We start from the raw sequence: 19,675 nt of genomic DNA, 5'->3' as shown, positions 1-19,675 counted from the left end.
GGGTACGGGTTTACGCTCTTGTGCGTCGACCGTTCGTGAGCAGCGAAAAGAGCAGCGCCGTGACCACCCATCCCCTCCTCGACCTCCCCCCGCTGAGCGCAGCGCACTTCGCCTCGATCGAGGACCGGGTCGCGAAGCTGCTGGGCACCTCGCAGGACGTCGTGATCATGCAGGGCGAGGCGCTGCTGCCGCTGGAGGGGGCGATCCGGGCGAGTGCCGGGCCCGGGACGACGGCGCTGAACATCATCACCGGCCCCTACGGGCAGACCTTCGGGAACTGGCTGCGGGACTGCGGCGCGACGGTGATCGACCTCGCGGTGCCGTTCCACACGGCAGTGACGGCGGCGCAGGTCCGGGAGGCGTTCGCCGCGCATCCCGCGATCGACTTCGTGTCCCTGGTCCACGCGGAGGCGGCGACCGGCAACACGAACCCGGTCGCGGAGATCGGGGAGGTACTACGGGACTACGACGCCCTGTTCTACCTCGACGCGGTCGCCTCCGTCGGCGCCGAACCCGTACTGCCTGAGGTGTGGGGGGTCGACCTGTGCGTCATCGGCGCGCAGAAGGCGATGGGCGGGCCCGCCGGGGTGTCGGCGGTGTCGGTGAGCGAGCGGGCGTGGGCGCGGATGGCCGCGAACCCGGGGGCGCCGCGCCGCTCGTACCTCTCCCTCCTGGACTGGAAGGAGCGCTGGGTCGACGCCGGTCGCAAGACTCTCCTGCACGCGCCCGCGCAGCTGGAGATGCTCGCGCTGGAGGCGTGCGTCAAGCGCATCGAGGCGGAGGGCCTGGACACGGTCATGTCCCGCCACGCCTCCGCCGCTGCCGCGACCCGCGCGGGCGTGCGGGCGCTGGGCGGCGGCCTGGAGCCGTACGTGTACGACGCCGGCGAGGCGGCCCCCGTCGCCACGACCCTGCGGACGCCGTCGGGCCTCCCGGCCTCGGAGCTGGTCGCGCGGGCCCTGGAGCTCGACCCTTCGTTGCCGCTCGCGGCTGGTGGGGGTGCGCTGGCCGCCGAGATGATCCGGGTGAACCATTACGGGGCTCACGCGGCGTTGGACGTGGTCGTGGCGTGCCTGTCGGTGCTCGGGGACGTGCTGGTGGAGCGAGGGGTGGAGGCGGACGCCGGGGCGGCTGGGCGCGCTGCGGAAGAGGCCTGGGGATAGGGGTACTACGCGCGCGGCTACCCCTGTAGTACGGGGTACTGGAGGGGTAGCCGCGCGCGGCACGGGCGTCTCCCGAGGGGTGCCGGGGTACCCGGGTAGTCCTGGGGTACGAGGGTTTCGGCCATCCTCCGCGTCCTCGCGACGCCGCCGCCGTAAATCCTCCGCGCACCCCCGTCGGCTGCGCCATGCTCCCCGTATGACGACCGACTCCTCCACCCCCACTCCCCCGCTCGCCCTTCCCGACGGGCGGCCCGTCCCGCCGTGGACGGCGGACGAGTCCGCCATGCTGGAGAGCTGGCTCGCGTTTCACCGGACGACGCTGGAGCTGAAGTGCGCCGGGCTGGACGACGAGCAGGTGCGGCGGGCCGCCGCCGCGCCGTCCGAGCTGACGCTCCTCGGGCTCGTCCAGCACATGGCCGAGGTCGAACGGAACTGGTTCCAGCGGGCGTTCGCGGGTCTTGAGGTGCCGTACGTCTACGAGGAGGAGACCGGTTACCGCCTCTCCCCCGGCCGGGGTCTCGACGAGGCGCTCGACGTATGGCACCGGGAGATCGCCCGGAGTCAGGAGCTGATCGCCGGGCGCTCCCTCGACGAGACCGGGCACCTCGCCGACGGTCCGTTCGCCGGTACGCCCCTCAGTCTGCGCTGGATCCTCGTCCACCTGATCGAGGAGTACGCCCGGCACAACGGGCACGCGGACATCCTGCGCGAGGCGATCGACGGGACGACGGGGGCGTGAGGGCGGAGGTATGAGGGGGTGAGGGGTAGGGGTGAGGGTGGGGGGCGTGCGGCTGTGCTGCCGGGCGCCTCTACCTCGTACCCCCACCCCCCTACCTGAGAGCCAGCCCCCTGAGGAGGGTCAGCCCCTTGAGGGTCAGCCCAGCGTCGGGTAGTCCGTGTAGCCCTTCTCCGTGCCGCCGTAGAACGTCGCCACGTCGGGCTGGTTGAACGGGCCGCCGGACTTCAGGCGGGCGGGGAGGTCGGGGTTGGCGAGGAAGAGCTGGCCGTAGGCGACCAGGTCCGCGGTGCCGTCCTCGACGAGGGAGAGGGCGTCGGGGCCGGTGGGGCCGTCGGTCGCGGGGCTCAGGACGAACGCGTTGCTGAAGCTCTTGCGCAGCGCCAGGGTCAGCTCACGGATGTCGCCGACCTCCATGACGTGGACGTAGGCGAGGTCCAGACGGTCCAGCTCGGCGATCAGCGCGGTGTACGCGGGCTCGGGGTCGGGCTCCGAGATGTCGTTGAGGTGGTTGCCGGGCGAGAGGCGGATCGCGGTGCGGGCGGCGCCGATCTCGGCGACGACGGCGCGGGCGACCTCGACGGCGAAACGGATGCGCTTCTCCGGCGTACCGCCCCATTCGTCGGTGCGGTGGTTGGTGCCGGGCGCGAGGAACTGGTGGATCAAGTAGCCGTTGGCGCCGTGGAGTTCGACGCCGTCGAAGCCCGCGTCGATCGCGTTGCGGGCGGCGGTGGCGAAGTCCTGGACGGTCTCGCGGATCTCGTCACCGGTCAGCTCGCGCGGCGCGATCATGTCCTTGGGGCCCTCGGCGGTGAAGACCTGCCCGTTCGCGGCGACGGGCGAGGCGCCGACGTTGACGACGCCCTCGGGGAGCAGCGAGGGGTGGCCTATGCGCCCCGCGTGCATGATCTGGGCGAAGATCCGGCCGCCGGCCTCGTGCACGGCATCGGTGACCTCGCGCCACGCGGCGACCTGCTCGGCGGAGTGCAGTCCGGGAGTACTGGGGTAGCCCTGGCCTACCACGGACGGCTGAATACCCTCCGTGACGATCAGTCCGGCCGTAGCCCTCTGGACGTAGTACTCGACGGTGAGGGCCGTGGGCAGCCCGCCCTCGGCGGCACGGCTGCGGGTCATCGGGGCCATGACGATGCGGTTGGCGAGGGGGGTGCCGGAGAGGTCGATCGGATCGAACGCGGTGGTCACGTGAGACTCCAGGAGACAGCGGGGTGCACGACGAGTTGCACAACCGGTTGCGCAACAGGTCACGCCATTATTTATATGGCCGACCAAATAAGTCGACGAACGCCACCCTACCCCATTGTTTGGTCGGCCAAGCATCTTGAGGGCGGCGGTAGACTTCCGGACAGCGGAAGACGAGGCGGGGAGTGACCGATGGAGGCCGGGGAACACACGGGCACCGCCGAAAAGCGACGCTCCGGCGGTCCGATGAACCACGCCCTGATGCGCGCAGCCCGGCTGCACCGCCACACCAGCGCGGGCCTGCTGCGCGGGCTCGGCCTGCACCCCGGCCAGGAGCTGGTGATGATGCACCTCTGGGGCTGCGGCGCCGCCCGCCAGTCCGACCTGGTGAAACTCCTCGACCTCGACCCCTCCACGGTCACGAAGATGCTCCAGCGGCTGGAGCAGGCCGGACACGTACGGCGGCTGCCGGACCCGGCCGACGGGCGTGCCGTCCTCGTCGAGGCCACCGACACCAGCTCGCGCATCCTGGAGGAGGTCGAGCGGGTGTGGGTGGAGCTGGAGGAGCGGGCGCTGGCCGGGTTCAGCGGCCCGGAACGGGCGCAGTTCCTGTCGATGCTGCGGCGCGTGGAGGGGAACCTCTGCACGGGGGACCCGCCGGAGAACTGCTGACCGTACGGGCGGGCGCCGGGTGTTCTCAGCGCAGCGCCTCCAGCAGGGTGTCCACGTCCTCCCGCGTGTTGTTGAGGTGGAAGGACGCCCGCAAGTTGCCCGCCCGGTTGGAGACTTGGATGCCCTTCTCCGCCAACTCCGGCTGGCGCACGCCCAGTCCGGGCACCGACACGATCGCCGAGCCGTCCGCCGGGAGCGCCCGGTGGCCCAGCGTCTCGACTCCCGTACGGAAGCGGTCGGCCAGGCTCAGGTCGTGCGCGTGGATCGCCGACACCCCTATCTCCTCCACGAGTTCGAGGGACGCCCGCAGGCCCGCGTAGCTGAACAGCGCCGGTGTCGTGTCGAACCGCCTTGCGGAGTGGGCGAGTTCGGTGACCGGGCCGTAGCAGCTGTCCCACGGGGTTTCCGCCGCGACCCAGCTCGCGAGGAGGGGGACGAGGGTGCCGAAGTCCTCCGGGACCGTCAGGAACGCCGAACCGTGCGGGCCCAGCAGCCACTTGAAGGTGACGGACGCCGTGTAGTCGTACTCGTTCGCGTCGAACGGGAGCCAGCCCGCCGCCTGGGAGAAGTCGACGTATGTGCGGGCGCCGTGCCGACGCGCCGCCTCCCTCAGTGCCGGGAGGTCCGCGATGCGGCCGTCCGCCGACTGGGCCGCGCTCACCGCGATCAACTCCGTGCCGGGGCGCACCGATTCGGCCAGCCGGTCCAACGGGACCGCGCGTACCTTCAGGTCGCCCCGGACGTGGAACGGGTTCAGTACGGACGTGAAGTCGTCCTCCGCCGTGAGGACTTCGGCGCCGGGCCGGAGGGACGCGGCGATCAGGGCCGTGTGCGTGGCCACCGAGGGGCCCGCCGCGACTCGCTCCGCGGGGACGCCGGCCAGCCTTCCGTACGCGGCTCGGCAGGTCTCCACGTCCGCCCACAGCTGGTCCAGCAGCTGTCCCTGTGCCCGTAGCGTCACCGCTTCCTGGATCGCGGTGACACCGCGGGCGGGGAGGAGGCCGCTGCTGGCCGTGTTGAGGTACGTGGTGCGGGGGGCGAATTCGGCGCGGACGAGGTTCGTGAACGGCGTCTCCATGCGTCCACTGTGCGGGTGCTGGTGGCCGTCGTCCATCGCTATTTGCTACGCCGTACCTTCAAGGCGCACTTAATGGAGAACGGTTACCGTGCCGTTTCCTCGCGCTGCGGGACCGCGCAGCCGTCCGGGCCGCATGCCTCCGCGTCGCCCTGGTCCAGCAGCGTCAGCGGGGAGCGTTCGCCCCATGCCTGGGTGAGAGCCTGCGCGAAGACCTCCGCCGGCTGGGCTCCCGAGACGCCGTACTTGCGGTCCAGCACGAAGAACGGCACGCCCGTAGCGCCCAGTTGGGCCGCCTCCTGCTCGTCCTCCCGTACCGCGTCCGCGTACGCCTCCGGGTCCGCCAGCACCTTGCGGACCTCGTCCGCGGCCAGGCCCGCCTCCGTCGCCAGCTCCACGATGCGCTCGTCACCCTCCGTGTACACGGAGCGCTCCTCCGCGAAGTTCGCCCGGTAGAAGATCTGGATCAGCTCGTCCTGCCTGCCCTGCTCCTTCGCGAAGTGCAGGACCCTGTGCATGTCGAACGTGCTGCCGTGGTCCCTGCCCCTCGTCCTGTACGCCAGGCCCTCCGCCGCCGCCTGCGTGCCGAGGTTGTCCTCCGCCGCCTCCGCCTGGGCCTCGCTGATCCCGTACTTCTTCGCGATCATCGGGATGACCGGGACGTTCTCGCTCTTGCTCCAGCCCGGGTCCAGCTCGAACGACCTGTGGACGACCTCCACCTGCTCCTTGTGCGGGAAGGCCGCCAGCGCCTTCTCGAAGCGGGCCTTGCCCACGTAGCACCACGGGCAGGCGATGTCGCTCCAGATCTCGACGCGCATGTCTTCGGCTCTTTCCGGTCGTCTCGTGCGGAGACTTCCTCCGCCGTCTTGCGTGAACGTTCAACCAGGCTGGTTCATTCCCGCCTGGCCGTTCGGGGCCGCTAGCATCTACCGCGCCCTGTCTGGTTTGTCGTGAGATCAGGAGTTGTTGCGTGGATGACCATGGAGACGACTTCGGGCCCTGGGGGTGGGAGAGTGCCAGTACCGGGGTGCAGCGGACCGAGGAGGAGTGGGCTGCTATTGCTCGTTGTGTTCGGCATGCCGTCAACAAGGTGAGTCCGGCTCTGCCGCTCTGCCTTCCCGGTGAGCCTCAGGAGTGTGGGCGGCCTGCTCAGCAGCATGTGCTGGCCTGGTCGGCTCATCTCAAGGCTGTTGCTCATCATCTGGTCGAGCAGTCCACGCCCAGTAAGGCTCGGGGGGCTCATGCTGCTGGGCCCTTGTATCGGCGGCGGTTGGCCGAGTTGCGGGAGCAGAGCGGGTGATTCCCGTCAGCTGCCGTCCCTCAAGTCCTTTGGCCAGTACGGGCGGTACTCGATGTGGTCGTACGTCACCACACACTGTTCGCCCATCGGGGACTGGGCCATGAAGCCGATCAGAGCCGCGCCCGTTTCTTCCGTGTCGCCCAAGGTGAAGAGGCGTACGAAGGTCCAGTGTTCGCCGTCGCGGGAGGCGTGGAAGGCCAGGGCCCGGCCGGTGCGGCTGATGCGGAGCCAGGCCGAACTACCGTCCACCGTGAAGGAGTTGGCGTCGTCCGAGTGGCCCCGGGTCACCACCGTGCAGACCGTGGGCGTGGTCGGGGAGAGTTCCAGGCAGAGTTTGGCCCAGGCCCGGTCTGCCACGTGGACGTACAACACCCCTGCGTCGAAGGGGGACTTGAAGCCTACGGTGACGCGGGCGATGAGCTGGAAGTCTCCCTCCGGGGCGCCCAGGAGGCGGGGGGCGTCGGAGGCCGGTTCCAGGGATTCCTCGGTGGGTGAGACGAAGCGGTCCTGTCGCGCCCCGGCCCATCCGCTGAGCACGCCGTCGTCGTAGGACCAGTGGCCGGCGGGGCCGTAAGTCCTTAGGGGGAAGGGGAGTTCGGGAAGCGAGAGATCCATGGGCGAATCATCGCAGGGTACGGCTGACGCCGCTCAGGGGCGCGGGGCAGCAACTCCCCACGCCCCCTACGGACTTAGCGCTCCAGGACCCCGTTGAACCGCCGGGGCAGGCCCAGTTCGTTCTCGTCCCGCAGCTCCAGCGGCAGCAGCGCCGTGGGCGTCGTCTGGTAGACGACCGGCCGCATCCAGCGTTCGATCGCCGTGCCGCCGACGGACGTGGACGTGGACGTCGTGGCCGGGTACGGGCCCCCGTGGTGCTGGGCGGCGGCGACCGCGACGCCCGTGGGCCAGCCGTTGACCAGGACGCGGCCTGCTAGGGGGGTCACCTCCGCAAGGAGGTCGGTGCCGCGGCCCTCTCCGGCCGCCTCCGCCTCCGACAGCTGGACGGTGGCGGTGAGGTTGCCGGGGAGGCGGGACAGGACGGAGGTGACCTCGGCGTCGTCGTCGTAGCGGACCACGACGGTCACCGGGCCGAAGCACTCTTCGAGGAGGAGGTCGTGGTCCCCCTCGGTGGCGAGGCGGGCCGCCGGGACCGTGAGGAAGCCGGGGCTGACCGTGTGCTCGCCGCCCGCGCCCGGGGTCACCGGGGACTCCACGTCGGGGAGTTGGGCTCGTTCGGCGACGCCCGCGATGAAGTTGTCGCGCATGCGGTGGTCCAGCAGGACGCCCGCGTCCGTGTCGCTGACGGCGGCCGTGAGGGACTTGACCAGGCCGTCGCCCGCCGCGCCGGAGGGGACGAGGACCAGGCCCGGCTTGACGCAGAACTGGCCGACGCCGAGGGTCATGGAGCCGGCGAGGCCCGTACCGATGGCCTCCGCGCGCTCGGTGGCGGCGGCCTCCGTGACGACGACCGGGTTGAGGGAGCCCAGCTCGCCGTGGAAGGGGATGGGCGTGGGGCGCGCGGCGGCGGCGTCGAAGAGGGCGCGGCCCCCTCGGATGGAGCCGGTGAAGCCGGCCGCGGCGACCAGCGGGTGCTTGATCAGCTCGATGCCGGACTCGAAGCCGTGGACGAGACCGAGGACGCCCTCGGGGATGCCGTGCGCGGCGGCGGCGCGGCGTACGACCTTGGCGACCAGCTCGGAGAGCCCCGGGTGGTCGGGGTGGGCCTTGACGACGACCGGGTTGCCGGCGGCCAGCGCGCTCGCGGTGTCGCCGCCGGCGACCGAGAAGGCGAAGGGGAAGTTCGAGGCCGAGTAGACGGCGACGACGCCCAGCGGGACCTTGTAGCGGCGCAGGTCCGGGATCGGCGGCGTGGCCGTGTCGTCGGGGTGGTTGATGACGACGTCGAGGAAGGCGCCCTCGTCGACGATGGCCGCGAAGGCGCGGAGCTGGTAACAGGTGCGGGCCAGCTCGCCGTTGAGGCGGACCGGGCCGAGCGCGGTCTCCGCGTCGGCGGTCTCGACGAGGGCTTCCTTGGCCGCTTCGAGCTGGTCGGCCGCGCTGCGTAGGAAGGCCGCGCGGACGGTGCGGTCGGCGAGGGAGGCGCGCGCGGCGTGGGCGGCGCGGACGGCGGCGTCGACCTCCTGGGCCGTCGCCTCGTCGGCGACCTGCTCCCGCTGCTTCCCGGTTCGGGGGTCGACGCTCCAGACTGGTGCTGCTGCCACCGGGGGTCCCTCCAACAAGTCGTGCCGCGGTGTCCTGTCGCCACCAGCACTGTTCGATATACTGAACGCTGTCTGTGCTGGTGAATATGCTGTTGCAGACTATAACTTCAGCTTCTCGTCGAACGAAGGGGTCACAGTCGATGTCGGCAGGCGAGGCGGGGGGCGGGGCACAGGTCAAGTCCGCGGTGCGGACGGTCGAGCTGCTGGAGTACTTCGCGGGCCGGCCCGGGATGCACTCCCTCGCGGCGGTCCAGGAGGCCGTCGGCTACCCCAAGTCCAGCCTCTACATGCTGCTGCGCACGCTGGTGGAGCTGGGCTGGGTGGAGACGGACGCGACGGGTACGCGGTACGGCATCGGGGTACGCGCGCTGCTGGTCGGTACGTCGTACATCGACGGCGACGAGGTCGTCGCGGCGGCCCGCCCGACGCTCGACCGGCTGTCGGACGACACGACCGAGACGATCCACCTCGCGCGCCTCGACGGCACGAACGTCGTCTACCTCGCGACCCGCCAGTCCCAGCACTACCTGCGCCCCTTCACGCGCGTGGGACGCCGCCTGCCCGCGCACTCGACGTCCCTCGGCAAGGCCCTCCTGTCGACGTACACGGACGAACAGGTCCGCAAGATGCTCCCGGAGACCCTCCCGGCACTCACGGAGCACACGATCACGGACCGCGAGAAGCTCATCGAGGAACTGCACGTCATCCGCGAACAGGGCTTCTCCGTCGACCGCGAGGAGAACACGCTGGGCCTGCGCTGCTTCGGCGTCGCGATCCCGTACCGCACGCCCGCGCGGGACGCGATCAGCTGCTCGGTCCCGGTGGCCCGCCTGACGCCCGCGCACGAACAGCTCGTCAAGGACGCGTTGTTCGACGCGCGCGACCGGCTGACACTGGCGACACGTAGGCTCTGATCGCATGGACGTCGTACTGCGCGCGGTGCACGACAGCGATCTGCCGGTCTTCTTCCGGCAGATGGCCGACCCCGAGTCGGTGTACATGGCCGCCTTCACCCCTCAGGACCCGACGGACCGGGACCGTTTCGACGCGCACTGGAAGCGCAACCTCGCCTCTGACGCCATCCTGCGCACGATCCTGGCCGACGGGGACGTCATCGGGCACGCGGCGGTGTACGGCGACCCGGACGAGCGGGAGGTCACCTACTGGGTCGACCGGTTCTACTGGGGACGCGGGATCGCGACAGCCGCGCTGCGAGCTCTGCTGGCGGAGGTTCCGGAGAGGCCGCTGTACGCGCGCGTGGCACTCGACAACGTGGGGTCGCTGCGGGTGCTGGAGAAGTGCGGGTTCCGGGAGAGCGGGCGGGATTCCGGGTACGCGCACGCGCGCGGGAGCGAGATCGAGGAAGCCGTCCTGGTGCTGGACGCCTGATCGCGCGTACATGAACGTCGGGTGAGAAAACGGGCGGACGGGAACTCTTCGCCGTTCGCGTTCGTCTGTTTGTTCGTATGAACAGGACCATCAGGCGTACCGCCGTCTTCACGCTGCTGCTCGTGCTCGCCCTGCTGGTGAGGGCGACATGGGTGCAGTTCTACGAGAGTCAGGCGCTCGCGGACGATCAGCTGAACCGGCGGAACGCGATCGAGACGTACTCGGACCCGCTCGGGAACATCATCGTGGCCGGGAAGTCGGTGACGGGGTCGGCGCGGACGAGCGGCGACCTCAAGTACAAGCGGACGTACACGAACGGCAAGCTGTACGCGGCGGTGACGGGGTACGCCTCGCAGGCGTACGCGCCGACGCAGCTGGAGGGCATCTACGCGGACGTGCTGAACGGCACGGACACGCGCCTGAAGACCGTGATGGACACGGTCACGGACCAGCGCGCCGCGCCGGGGAACGTGATCACGACGATCGACCCGGCCGTCCAGAAGGCCGCGTACGACGCGCTGGGCGACAACAAGGGCGCGGCCGTCGCGGTCGACCCGAAGACGGGGCGCATCCTCGCGGTCGTGTCGACCCCGTCGTACGACCCCTCGACGCTGACGGACGCGAACACGGCCGGCTCGGCCTGGAAGAGCCTCAACGCGGACGCGGACAAGCCGCTGGTCAACCGCGCGCTGCGGCAGCCGTTGCCCCCGGGGTCGACGTTCAAGCTGGTCGTCGCGGCTGCCGCGCTGGAGGACGGCCTGTACGACAACGTGGACGCGAGGACGGACAGCGAGAACCCGTACACGCTGCCGGGGACGCGGCAGGTGCTGGCCAACGAGAACGCGTCCGCGCCGTGCACGAACGCCTCGATCCGGGTCGCGCTCCAGTACTCCTGCAACAACGTCTTCGCGCACATGGCCGTCCAGTTGGGGCAGGACAAGGTGCGGGCGATGGCGGAGAAGTTCGGGTTCAACAACGAGGCGCAGGACGTCCCCGTGCGCCCGTACGCCAGCGTCTACCCGAAGGGCATGGACCCGGCGCAGACGGGCCTCACCGGCATCGGCCAGTTCGACGTGACGGCGACGCCGCTCCAGATGGCGATGGTGTCGGCGGCGATCGCGAACGGCGGCAAGCTGGTCTCGCCGCACATGGTGTCGCAGGTGACGAACAGCGGCGGTGACGTCCTGGAGGACGTGGACGGGGAGACGACGACCAGGCAGGTCGTCAGCTCGGGCACCGCCGAGCAGCTCCAGTCGGCGATGCAGACGGTCGTCCAGGACGGGACGGGGACGAACGCGCGGATCAGCGGGGCGACGGTCGGCGGCAAGACGGGGACGGCGCAGCACGGCGAGAACAACAGCAAGACGCCGTACGCCTGGTTCACGTCGTACGCGAAGGCCGGGGGCAAGGAAGTGGCCGTCGCGGTGATGGTCGAGCAGTCGGACGCGGCGCGGTCGGAGGTCAGTGGGAACGGGCTGGCCGCCCCCGTCGCGAAGGCGATGATGGAGGCGGCCGTCAAGAACTAGCTCTACTTCGTGCCGAGGATCTGCTCGATCGGGTCGATCGCGAAGTACACGACGAACAGCGCGCTCGTCCCCCACAGCAGCCAGTGGATGTCCCGCGCCTTCCCGAGGACCGTCTTGATCAGCACGTACGCCAGGAACCCGGCGCCGATGCCGTTCGTTATGGAGTACGTGAAGGGCATCACGGCGATGGTGAGGAAGGCGGGGATGGCGATCTCGTAGCGGTCCCAGTCGATGTGCTTGACCTGGGTCATCATCAGGAAGCCGACGGCGATGAGGGCGGGCGCGGCGGCCTGGAGGGGGACCATGGTCAGGAGCGGGGTGAAGAAGAGGGCGAGGGCGAAGAGACCACCGGTGATCAGGTTGGAGAACCCGGTGCGTGAGCCTTCTCCGACGCCTGCCGCGGACTCGATGTAGGAGGTCGCGGAGGACGAGGAGGAGGCGCCACCGGCGACGGCGGCCACGCCGTCGATCAGCAGGACGCGGCCGAGGTTCGGGACCTTGCCCTCCTCGTCCAGCAGCCCGGCTTCCGCGCTGATCCCGACGACCGTACCCATCGTGTCGAAGAAGTCCGACAGGATCAGCGTGAAGATCAGCAGGACGACGGTGATCACGCCGACGCCGGGCGCGGAGAACGCGCCGAACAGGCTGAAGTGGCCGATCAGCCCGAAGTCCGGGGTGTCGACGACCTTGTCGGGCCAGCTCGGCGTCGTCAGCCCCCAGCTCTTGATGTCGGCGACCGCGTCGATGACCATCGCGAGGGCGGTCATGGCGACGATGCTGATCAGGATCGCGCCCTTGACCTTGCGCGCGAGCAGCCCGATGGTCAGCAGCACGCCGAGGCAGAACACGAGGACGGGCCAGCCGGAGAGGTTGCCGGTGCCGCCGAGCTGAACCGGCACGGTGGTGTTCGCCGCGTCGGGGATACGGGTGACGAACCCGGCGTCCACGAAGCCGATGAACGCGATGAACAGCCCGATCCCGACGCTGATCGCCTGCTTCAGCGGCTGCGGTATCGCGTGCATCACGGCCTCGCGCAGCCCGGTGACGACGAGCGCGCAGATCAGCAGCCCTTCCAGGACGACGAGGCCCATCGCGTCGTCCCAGCTCATCAGCGGCGCGATCTGGAAGGCGACGACCGCGTTGAGGCCGAGTCCGGCGGCGAGGGCGAGCGGGAGGTTGCCGCCGACGCCCATGACGATCGTCATCACGGCGGCGACGAGCGCGGTGGCGGTGGTCAGCTGGACCGGGTCGAGGGTGTGGCCGTACTTGTCCTTGGCGCTCCCGAGGATGATCGGATTCAGGACAAGGATGTACGCCATCGTGAAGAACGTCGCGAGACCGCCGCGTGTCTCCCGGGCGAACGTCGAGCCGCGTTCGGAGATCCGGAAGAACCGGTCGATGCCGTTCAGCGCGGGTGGTGCGGCACTGGGCCGGTCGGTCTTCTCTTGCGTCTCGGACATGGCGGACACTCCTGGTTGCCGGTTGGATCAATGTGCGGATGCTGGCTGGATTGTTCCCGCGTTGAACTCTCTTCAGGTTTTCGCCGTGTTACGGATTCGGGATCCGCAACGGCCGGTCCCTCACACAGCGTTCGAAGACCCGTACGAAACGCACAAGTCGATCACTGCTACGCTTCCGCATCTCGTCCCGGCAATCTCCCCGGGGCATCCCCATGTCATCCACATGGCACACATGGGCGCCGACCCCCACCGAGCGCCGGAACGTCGCACATCGAGAAGAGGTCAACCCGTGGGCACAGTCGTGGACGACGCCGCCTCCGTGGAGTTCCATGCCTTCTTCGACCGCCACTACGCCGAACTGTCGCGGCTGGCCTACCTGTTGACCGGAGAGTCGGACACCGCCGACGACCTGGCGGCGGACGCGCTGCTGGCGCTGTGGCACCGCTGGGACCGGGTGCGCGCGGCCGACCACCCGGTGGCGTACGCCCGTGGCGTCGTCGCCAACCTGGCGCGGACGAAGATCCGCAGCGCGGTGCGGGAACGGCGCAGGATCGCGCTGTTCTGGTCGCAGCGCGAGGAGAAGACGGAGAACCCGGACGTCGCCGGTGTGGTGGACGTGCAGTCCGCACTGCGTAGACTCCCCTTCCGCAAGCGCGCCTGCGTCGTGCTGCGGCACGCCTTCGACCTCTCCGAGAAGGACACCGCGCTCGCCCTCGGGGTCTCGGTCGGTACGGTGAAGAGCCAGACCTCCAAGGGGATGGCCGAGTTGCAGAAACTGCTCGGCGCCGAGAAGGCTCCGAAACGGGTGCACGCCGCGGTGGCGCGCACCTCCGAGTCCGCGGGAAGGGACCGATGACCATGCGCCGGGACGTGCACGACGACTTGCGCGCCCGGCTGCACGAAGCGACCGAGCAGCACGAGCCCGACCGCGCGCGCATCCTGGCCCGCGTGGAGCGCGGCATGATGGCCGCGCCGGACCCGCAGAGCCACCGCTCGACGCGGCCGGTGCTCGGCTGGGCGCGGATCGTGGGCGCGACGGCGGCGGTCGCCGGGATGCTCGCGGTCGGCGGGTACGCGGTGGCGTCGGTGGTGAAGAGCGAGCCGCCGGCCGAGCAGACGGTCGCGGTCTCCCCCACGCCGACGGCGTCGCCGGACGCGACGAGCCGTCCGCCGAACTCGCCGTCTCCGTCGCCGAGTTCGAAGGGTGGGGCGCCCAAGTCCACGGATCCCGGCCCGAGTCGTACCGCAGGGGCGTCGCCGTCGCCGCAGGTCGGCACTCTTCCGCCGGCAGCCGGGACGAGCGACGGGCCGCTGTCGTCCGACGGTTCGATCGATGCGCACAGCAACGAGTTCTGGGCGCAGAGCGACGTCACGGTCAAGGCGTCGAAGGAACTCACCGCGCTCACCGTGCAGTTGAAGGTCGCGCAGACCGGTGGGGTGACGAACACGGGGGCCTGGCGGGCGCTGCCGGAGGACGACTTCGCGTTCACCGTCGGTGAGAAGGACGGGTTCCTGGTCTACACGTGGGTGCTCAAGGACGGGCGCACGGTGCCTTCCGGGGAGTGGGTGTTCGCCGGTCAGTACAACCATGACCGGGGTGGGCGGGACGCGCGGGGCGATACGTACGTCGTCGGCGGGACCGCCGAGGGCAAGGCGTGGTCGGTGGGCGGGGGGTTCGCGGCGGTGGACTCGGACAAATCGGCCAAGTCCGGTTCCTGAGGGCGTTCACGGCACGTTCTCCAGCCGCGTTCTCCAGCTGTGTCGGAAAAAGTTTCCGCAACAGCGGCAACCCTTTCCCCACCGGTGACAACTTCAGGACGGCAGCACCCCCCTGACCGACGGAGCCCCACCCTTGAGCACGCACAGAAAACACCTCTCCCGCCGCCGTGTCCTCGGCGGCAGCGCGATCGCCGTCGCCGCGGTGGGCGCGGCCGGGGTCGCCGGGGTCGTCTCCTCGGCATCGGCGGCGGCCTTCGGGTACGCCGACGACGGCAGGAACTACGTGGTCAACACGGGTGCTTCCCTGGTCTTCAAGGTCTCGAAGACGACCGGCGACATCACTTCGCTGGTCTACAAGGGCAAGGAGTACGAGGGGTACGGCGGCCGGCACTCGCACGTCGAGTCGGGTCTCGGCTCCGCGGCCGTCACCGTGCGGCAGTCCGGCTCGACGATCCTCGTCAAGGCGGTGCACGGCCCGATCACCCAGTGGTTCGCGGCCCGCAGCGGCCAGGACAACGTGTACCTGTGGACGAACAAGGCCGACGCGTCGTTCACGGCAACGCGTTTCCTCGTCCGTCTGAAGCCCGGCGTCTTCCCCAACGAGGGGTCGGACTCCTGGATCGAGGCCTCGGACAAGGTGATCGAGGCGGGGGACGTCTGGCGGCGGGGTGACGGGACGACCCACTCCAAGCACTACTCCGGCAAGCGGGTCATCGACTACGACTATGTCGGTTTCAAGGGTGCCGACTCGGCGCTGTGGATGGTGCGTTCCAACCACGAGAAGGCTTCCGGCGGTCCCTTCTACCGCTCGCTGCTGCGTCACTCCAACGACCTCGGCGCCGGGCTGTACGAGATCCTCCACTACAACCAGGCCCAGACCGAGCCGGAGCGGTTCGGTCTCCAGGGGCCGTACGTCCTCGCCTTCACCGGCGGCGGGGCTCCCGCGTCGTCGCTGCTGCACGGCAACCTCGACGCGTCCTGGGCCGACGGGCTCGGCATCACCGGCTGGGTCGGCAAGAAGGCGCGCGGCAAGGTCGCGGGGGTCGGGCTCAAGGGGATGTCCTCGGCGCACCCGTACACCGTGGGGTTCGCCAACGCGGACGCGCAGTACTGGACGAAGGCGGCGGGCGGGACCGGGGCGTTCTCGTGTGCGGGGATGCTGCCGGGGACGTATCAACTCACCGTCTACAAGGGTGAGTTGGCAGTGCACCGGGCGACGGTGAAGGTGACTGCGGGGACGACCACCGCTCTCAACTCCCTTTCCATCAGCGGCGATCCGTCCACCGCCAGGGCGGTCTGGCGGCTCGGTGACTGGAACGGCACGCCGTCCGAGTTCAAGAACGCGGCGCTCATGACGTACGCGCACCCCTCCGACGCGCGCGCCGCGAAGTGGACGGGGAACGTGACGATCGGGAGCGGGGACGCGGCGTCCTTCCCGGCGTACATGTGGAAGGCCGTGAACGACGGGGTCCAGGTCCACTTCAAGCTGACGGCTGAACAGGCGTCGGCGGCACGGACGTTGAGGATCGGGGTGACGGACGCGTTCGCGGGCGGGCGGCCCCGGGTGACGGTGAACGGGTGGACCTCGGCGGTCCCGGTGGCGCCGTCCCAGCCGTCGACGCGGTCGCTGACGACGGGGTCGTACCGGGGGAACAACCACACGTTCACGTACACGGTGCCGGCGACGGCGCTGGGGGCGGACAACGTGCTGACCCTGAACATCGTCAGCGGTTCGAGCGGCGAAACATTTCTGAGCCCGGGGACGGCGTTCGACTGCATCGATCTGCTCTAGCGCTCGGTCGTCGCGGCGGCGGGAAAAGGTTGCCGTTCCCCGCGAAAGTCGTTCGCAACTTTCGCGGGGAACGGTTGCGGCGTACGTCAGTCCATGGTCGCGCCGATGGTCGTCGACCCGGTCGTCAGGAACGTCGTCGCGGGCAGAGTCCCGCTGGAACTGCGGGAGTTGTACGTCGAGGACGCGTCCGTGGAGCGGAAGGACGGCGTGCCGACGCCGGAGTCCCAGTTGTTGCCGGACGACGTGACGCCCGACCCCTTGCTGACCGAGCCGCCGCCGTTGCCGACGGCGAGGTTCTTGCCGAGCTTCGCGGCGCCGGTCGCGAAGTAGTAGCCCCACTTGCCGTTGGCGTACGCGGTGGTGCGGTTGATGACGATCGCGCCGGTGTTGCTGTTCTCGGTGAAACCGTTGCCCGCGTTGCCCCAGGCCGCCGAGTTGTTGACGGCGTGGGCGACGGAGGGTCCGTTGCCGCCGAGCTTGTACCCGTTGCCGTTGCCCTCGAACGCGGAGTCGCCCCAGCGGTTGACGCCGTTGCCGAAGGCCCAGGTGTGCTCGATGGTGACCGGCGAGGAGAAGGACCAGAGGTCGATCCCGTCGTCCGAGTTGTTGTAGAGACGCGCTCCGGTGACCTTGTTGCCCGTCCCGGAGCCGAACTTGATGGCGACGCCGTCCGCGTTCTGGCCATGTGTCGCGGCGTCGTAGTTGCCGTAACTGTCCAGGTTCTTCACGGTGTTGTTCACCGTGTTCGCGCCGGTGAGGGTGAACCCGGAGTCGCCGCCGTTGATGGTCTTGACGTTGTTCCAGGTGGTGCCGGTGCAGGACTGGCAGACGACCGCGCTGTCCTTGGAGTTCTGGAAGGTGATGTTGGAGACGTTCCAGTAGGACGCGGTCAGCTTGAAGATCCAGGAGCCCGCCGCCATCGAGGACCCGTCGATCTTCACGGTCTCCGAGCCGTACGCGGTGAGCGTGATCGGCGAGCCGGAGGTTCCGTTGGCCGTCGACTGGAGAGTGGCCGTGGGGTAGTAGGTGCCGCCGCGCACCTGGACGACCGTACCGGCGGTGGCGTTCTTGATGGCATTCGCGAGGTCGGTGGAGTTGCTGACGACGACGGTCGCCGCCTGCGCCTGGGTGGGCAGGACGGCGATCCCGGCCCCGATGGTCAGGGCGGCGAGTGCGGTGAGCGGGGTGAGAACAGTACGACGAGACATGGAGTGCGGTCCCTTTCGCCGTGGGGGGATGGGGAGTTGGGGTGGTGCGGGGTGGTGCTAGCGGTGCGCTCGGGGACGCCAGTTCCCGAGGTAGGTACGCGGGGTGTGGACGACCGCCGCCGCGTCCGTCAGGTGGGGCCGGTTCTCCGGCACCGAAGTCACCGCGCCGGGGCCGGAGTTGGCGTACTCGGCGAAGCGCATGGTCTGCCAGGGGTACGCCTCGCGCATGTTGGTGTACGGCGCGACCGCGTCGATGCCGGACCCGATCCAGGTGTCCCGAACGACCAGGGAGGGCCAGGCAGTTGTCTCGTACGACGGCACCCAGGGCCGGGCGATCTTGTACGCCGCGTCCTCCGCGCCGGAGGTGATCCGGCCGCGCACGGCGAGGAAGCCGTAGGGGTTGGCGCGGGCCGTGGAGGGGGCGAAGACCATGCCCTTGGGAGTAAAGGTCACGTCCCGCTGGAGGGTGTGGAAGCGGCACGTGTCGAAGACCGCGCGGGCCCGCCCGAAGACGAAGTCGACGTCTCCCTCGATGTGGCAACGCCGGTAGTACTGGCGGTCGAAGACGTCCAGCGCGGTCGTGTCCGCGAACAGGGTGTCCTGGTGGGCCAGGATGCGGACGTTCTCGACGTGCGTGCGGTCGCCGGTGAGGTAGGCGGCGACCGCCTGCGTGCCGGTGATGTCGGGGTGGTCGGCGCGCAGCCAGTCGTTGGCGAGGGTGAGGTCGAGGACGGTGAGGCCGGGCGCCGCCGAGGTGAACGTCGCGGAGCCGGCCGTGCCGTAGGTGCCCGAACCGTCGGGTTTCGGCGTGCCGTTGGCGTTGTCGTAGACGATGACGGCGGCGCGGGGGTCGCGGACGGCTCCCCTGATCGTCAACTCGGCTCTGTCCGCCGGGATGTTGACGACTTCGCGGTACGTGCCGGGGTGGACGACGATCGTCCAGCCGGGGCCGGTGACGCGGTCCACGGCGGCCTGGACGGAGTCGCCGGGGCGGACGTGGACAACTCGCCTTGTGGGTACGGCGGTTGCGGGGGCCGCTGCGGTGATCGCTGCGGCTGTCCCCCCGATCAGGAAGGCGCGGCGGCGCATCTCAGCAGCCCTCCGGTTCCCAGTCGCCCAGGTACACGGCCCTGGTCGCCGACTCGGCCTGTGCGGCGGTGAGTTGGGGGCGGTTCTCGGGGACCGTGATCACCGCGCCGGGGCCATCGTTGCGGTACTCGGCAAAGCGCTGGCTCTGCCAGGGGAAGCTGTCCGACATGTTCGTGTACGGGGTGACCGCGTCGATGCCGGCGGCGAGGTGGGTCTCGCGGACCGTGAGCATCGGGCGGGCCGTCGGGTCGGAGCTGGGGACCCAGGGGCGGGCCAACTTGTAGTAGGCGTCCGGCGCTTGGCTGGAGACGCGGCTGTGCGAGACGAGGTAGCCGCGCGGGTTGGCGCCTGCCGTGGAGGGCGCGAAGACGAAGCCGTACGGTGCTCCCGCGAGGTCGGTGCGGGTCAGGGTGCGGAAGTGACAGCGTTCGAAGACGGCGGTCGCCCGGCCGAAGACGAAGTCGACGTCGCCTTCCAGGTAGCAGTCCGTGAAGTACTGGCGGGCGAACGCGGTGAGGCTCAACGAGTCGGCATACAGCGTGTCTTGGTGGCCGAGGAAGCGGCAGTGATGGAAGGCGGTGCGGTCGCCCTGCACCTTGATGGCTACCGCCTGCGTGCCGGTGATGTCGGGGTGGTCGGCACGGAGCCAGTCGTTGGCGAAGGTGATCCAGCGGGCAGTGAAGCCGGCGGCCTGGACGGTGGTCGTGGCTGAGCCTGTGGTGCCGTAAGTGCCCCCGCCGGGCTTGGGAGTTCCGGCCGCGTTGTCGTAGACGACCACCACGTCACGGGGGTTGTGGGAGGCGCCGATCCAGGTCATGCCGGTGCGGGTGGCGTCGACGGCGACCGTCTCGCGGTAGGTGCCGGGGGCGAGGATCAGGGTCCAGCCGGTACCGGTGGCGGCGGTTACGGCGGAGCGGACGGAGGTGAAGTCGCCGTGGCCTGCAGTGTCGACGTACAGGGTTTGGGGGGTGAGGCGGGTGGAGGGGGAGCCGTAGCGGCCGAACGGTCTTGTGGCGCGGGGTTGTTGGGCTTCGGACGGGGTGGAGGTGAGGGTGAGGGTGGCTGCCGTTGCGGCGGCGGTGGTGATGAATCCCCTTCTGGAGAGGGGGAGTTGGGGCGAGGGCATG

Annotated in this window: 18 protein-coding genes; 9 read left to right on the top strand and 9 right to left on the bottom strand. The window is 69.9% G+C overall.

The genetic code is table 11. The features are described from left to right. The first annotated feature begins 59 nt into the window (after window positions 1-59). Entirely contained in the window at window positions 60-1,163 is a 1,104-nt protein-coding gene (locus J8M50_RS14705) for a pyridoxal-phosphate-dependent aminotransferase family protein (RefSeq protein ID WP_010355556.1), read from the top strand. A gap of 196 nt (window positions 1,164-1,359) precedes the next feature. Beyond that, complete coding sequence (locus J8M50_RS14700; protein ID WP_010355555.1) at window positions 1,360-1,902, top strand: DinB family protein; 543 nt, start codon at window positions 1,360-1,362, stop codon at window positions 1,900-1,902. 135 nt (window positions 1,903-2,037) lie between these two features. On the opposite strand, the gene J8M50_RS14695 is transcribed toward J8M50_RS14700, so the two are convergent. Next, the gene (locus J8M50_RS14695; protein WP_010355554.1) at window positions 2,038-3,102 is read right to left on the bottom strand and encodes an alkene reductase; all 1,065 of its coding nucleotides are present in this window, start codon (window positions 3,100-3,102) and stop codon (window positions 2,038-2,040) included. Window positions 3,103-3,291: 189 nt separating this feature from the next. Here J8M50_RS14695 and J8M50_RS14690 point away from each other — a divergent pair, with 189 nt between their 5' ends. After that, window positions 3,292-3,771, top strand: coding sequence for a MarR family winged helix-turn-helix transcriptional regulator (locus J8M50_RS14690; RefSeq protein WP_010355553.1), 480 nt, complete (start codon window positions 3,292-3,294; stop codon window positions 3,769-3,771). Between the two features lie 25 nt (window positions 3,772-3,796). Here the strand turns inward: J8M50_RS14690 and J8M50_RS14685 are convergent, their stop codons facing one another. From J8M50_RS14685 to J8M50_RS14670, 4 genes are all read right to left on the bottom strand, one after another. Then, window positions 3,797-4,849, bottom strand: a complete 1,053-nt coding sequence (locus tag J8M50_RS14685) for an aminotransferase class V-fold PLP-dependent enzyme (RefSeq protein WP_029184116.1) — start codon at window positions 4,847-4,849, stop codon at window positions 3,797-3,799. 83 nt (window positions 4,850-4,932) lie between these two features. Beyond that, window positions 4,933-5,664 carry a DsbA family oxidoreductase gene (locus tag J8M50_RS14680; RefSeq protein ID WP_010355551.1) on the bottom strand — a complete coding sequence of 244 codons (732 nt, stop codon included), beginning with the start codon at window positions 5,662-5,664 and terminating at the stop codon, window positions 4,933-4,935. A gap of 488 nt (window positions 5,665-6,152) precedes the next feature. Beyond that, window positions 6,153-6,761: a DUF1349 domain-containing protein gene (locus J8M50_RS14675; protein WP_010355550.1), complete on the bottom strand. Its 609-nt coding sequence runs from the start codon at window positions 6,759-6,761 to the stop codon at window positions 6,153-6,155. A 74-nt stretch (window positions 6,762-6,835) separates the two neighbouring features. Continuing rightward, complete coding sequence (locus tag J8M50_RS14670; protein ID WP_010355549.1) at window positions 6,836-8,365, bottom strand: aldehyde dehydrogenase (NADP(+)); 1,530 nt, start codon at window positions 8,363-8,365, stop codon at window positions 6,836-6,838. A gap of 140 nt (window positions 8,366-8,505) precedes the next feature. Between J8M50_RS14670 and J8M50_RS14665 the strand changes: the two genes are divergently transcribed. The 3 genes from J8M50_RS14665 (at window position 8,506) to J8M50_RS14655 (ending at window position 11,280) form a co-directional block, all read left to right on the top strand. After that, entirely contained in the window at window positions 8,506-9,279 is a 774-nt protein-coding gene (locus J8M50_RS14665) for an IclR family transcriptional regulator (protein ID WP_010355548.1), read from the top strand. A 4-nt stretch (window positions 9,280-9,283) separates the two neighbouring features. Next, window positions 9,284-9,754 (top strand): GNAT family N-acetyltransferase, encoded by a 471-nt coding sequence (locus J8M50_RS14660; RefSeq protein WP_010355547.1) that lies wholly within the window; start codon window positions 9,284-9,286, stop codon window positions 9,752-9,754. A 77-nt stretch (window positions 9,755-9,831) separates the two neighbouring features. Beyond that, a complete protein-coding gene (locus tag J8M50_RS14655) occupies window positions 9,832-11,280 on the top strand; it encodes a peptidoglycan D,D-transpeptidase FtsI family protein (RefSeq protein WP_010355546.1) in 1,449 nt (482 codons plus the stop codon). Between the two features lie 2 nt (window positions 11,281-11,282). Here J8M50_RS14655 and J8M50_RS14650 read toward each other — a convergent pair whose 3' ends face one another. Further along, window positions 11,283-12,740 (bottom strand): NCS2 family permease, encoded by a 1,458-nt coding sequence (locus J8M50_RS14650; RefSeq protein ID WP_010355545.1) that lies wholly within the window; start codon window positions 12,738-12,740, stop codon window positions 11,283-11,285. Window positions 12,741-13,029: 289 nt separating this feature from the next. Between J8M50_RS14650 and J8M50_RS14645 the strand changes: the two genes are divergently transcribed. The 3 genes from J8M50_RS14645 (at window position 13,030) to J8M50_RS14635 (ending at window position 16,251) form a co-directional block, all read left to right on the top strand. Continuing rightward, window positions 13,030-13,596 carry a SigE family RNA polymerase sigma factor gene (locus J8M50_RS14645; RefSeq protein WP_010355544.1) on the top strand — a complete coding sequence of 189 codons (567 nt, stop codon included), beginning with the start codon at window positions 13,030-13,032 and terminating at the stop codon, window positions 13,594-13,596. After that, the gene (locus tag J8M50_RS14640; RefSeq protein WP_010355543.1) at window positions 13,593-14,459 is read left to right on the top strand and encodes a hypothetical protein; all 867 of its coding nucleotides are present in this window, start codon (window positions 13,593-13,595) and stop codon (window positions 14,457-14,459) included. Before J8M50_RS14645 ends, J8M50_RS14640 begins: the two co-directional genes overlap by 4 nt. 133 nt (window positions 14,460-14,592) lie before the next feature. Further along, entirely contained in the window at window positions 14,593-16,251 is a 1,659-nt protein-coding gene (locus J8M50_RS14635; protein ID WP_010355542.1) for a rhamnogalacturonan lyase B N-terminal domain-containing protein, read from the top strand. 86 nt (window positions 16,252-16,337) lie between these two features. Here the strand turns inward: J8M50_RS14635 and J8M50_RS14630 are convergent, their stop codons facing one another. The 3 genes from J8M50_RS14630 to J8M50_RS14620 are packed head-to-tail and all read right to left on the bottom strand — an operon-like array spanning window position 16,338 to window position 19,674. Further along, entirely contained in the window at window positions 16,338-17,459 is a 1,122-nt protein-coding gene (locus J8M50_RS14630; RefSeq protein ID WP_010355541.1) for a right-handed parallel beta-helix repeat-containing protein, read from the bottom strand. Window positions 17,460-17,516: 57 nt separating this feature from the next. Then, complete coding sequence (locus J8M50_RS14625) at window positions 17,517-18,548, bottom strand: pectinesterase family protein (RefSeq protein WP_010355540.1); 1,032 nt, start codon at window positions 18,546-18,548, stop codon at window positions 17,517-17,519. Between the two features lies 1 nt (window position 18,549). After that, complete coding sequence (locus tag J8M50_RS14620) at window positions 18,550-19,674, bottom strand: pectinesterase family protein (protein ID WP_010355539.1); 1,125 nt, start codon at window positions 19,672-19,674, stop codon at window positions 18,550-18,552. Window position 19,675 lies beyond the last annotated feature (1 nt).

This window comes from Streptomyces acidiscabies, assembly GCF_020010905.1.
Lineage (GTDB): Bacteria > Actinomycetota > Actinomycetes > Streptomycetales > Streptomycetaceae > Streptomyces > Streptomyces acidiscabies.
The sequence above is the reverse complement of the archived record's forward strand: the minus strand, read 5'-3'. Positions and strand labels throughout refer to the sequence as shown.

Coding starts and splice junctions, on each gene's coding strand:
- J8M50_RS14700 (WP_010355555.1), top strand. CDS start 1,360: ATGACGACCGACTCCTCCACCCCCACTCCCCCGCTCGCCCTTCCCGAC.
- J8M50_RS14690 (WP_010355553.1), top strand. CDS start 3,292: ATGGAGGCCGGGGAACACACGGGCACCGCCGAAAAGCGACGCTCCGGC.
- J8M50_RS14685 (WP_029184116.1), bottom strand. CDS start 4,849: ATGGAGACGCCGTTCACGAACCTCGTCCGCGCCGAATTCGCCCCCCGC.
- J8M50_RS14680 (WP_010355551.1), bottom strand. CDS start 5,664: ATGCGCGTCGAGATCTGGAGCGACATCGCCTGCCCGTGGTGCTACGTG.
- J8M50_RS14675 (WP_010355550.1), bottom strand. CDS start 6,761: ATGGATCTCTCGCTTCCCGAACTCCCCTTCCCCCTAAGGACTTACGGC.
- J8M50_RS14665 (WP_010355548.1), top strand. CDS start 8,506: ATGTCGGCAGGCGAGGCGGGGGGCGGGGCACAGGTCAAGTCCGCGGTG.
- J8M50_RS14660 (WP_010355547.1), top strand. CDS start 9,284: ATGGACGTCGTACTGCGCGCGGTGCACGACAGCGATCTGCCGGTCTTC.
- J8M50_RS14655 (WP_010355546.1), top strand. CDS start 9,832: ATGAACAGGACCATCAGGCGTACCGCCGTCTTCACGCTGCTGCTCGTG.
- J8M50_RS14650 (WP_010355545.1), bottom strand. CDS start 12,740: ATGTCCGAGACGCAAGAGAAGACCGACCGGCCCAGTGCCGCACCACCC.
- J8M50_RS14640 (WP_010355543.1), top strand. CDS start 13,593: ATGACCATGCGCCGGGACGTGCACGACGACTTGCGCGCCCGGCTGCAC.
- J8M50_RS14630 (WP_010355541.1), bottom strand. CDS start 17,459: ATGTCTCGTCGTACTGTTCTCACCCCGCTCACCGCACTCGCCGCCCTG.
- J8M50_RS14625 (WP_010355540.1), bottom strand. CDS start 18,548: ATGCGCCGCCGCGCCTTCCTGATCGGGGGGACAGCCGCAGCGATCACC.
- J8M50_RS14620 (WP_010355539.1), bottom strand. CDS start 19,674: ATGCCCTCGCCCCAACTCCCCCTCTCCAGAAGGGGATTCATCACCACC.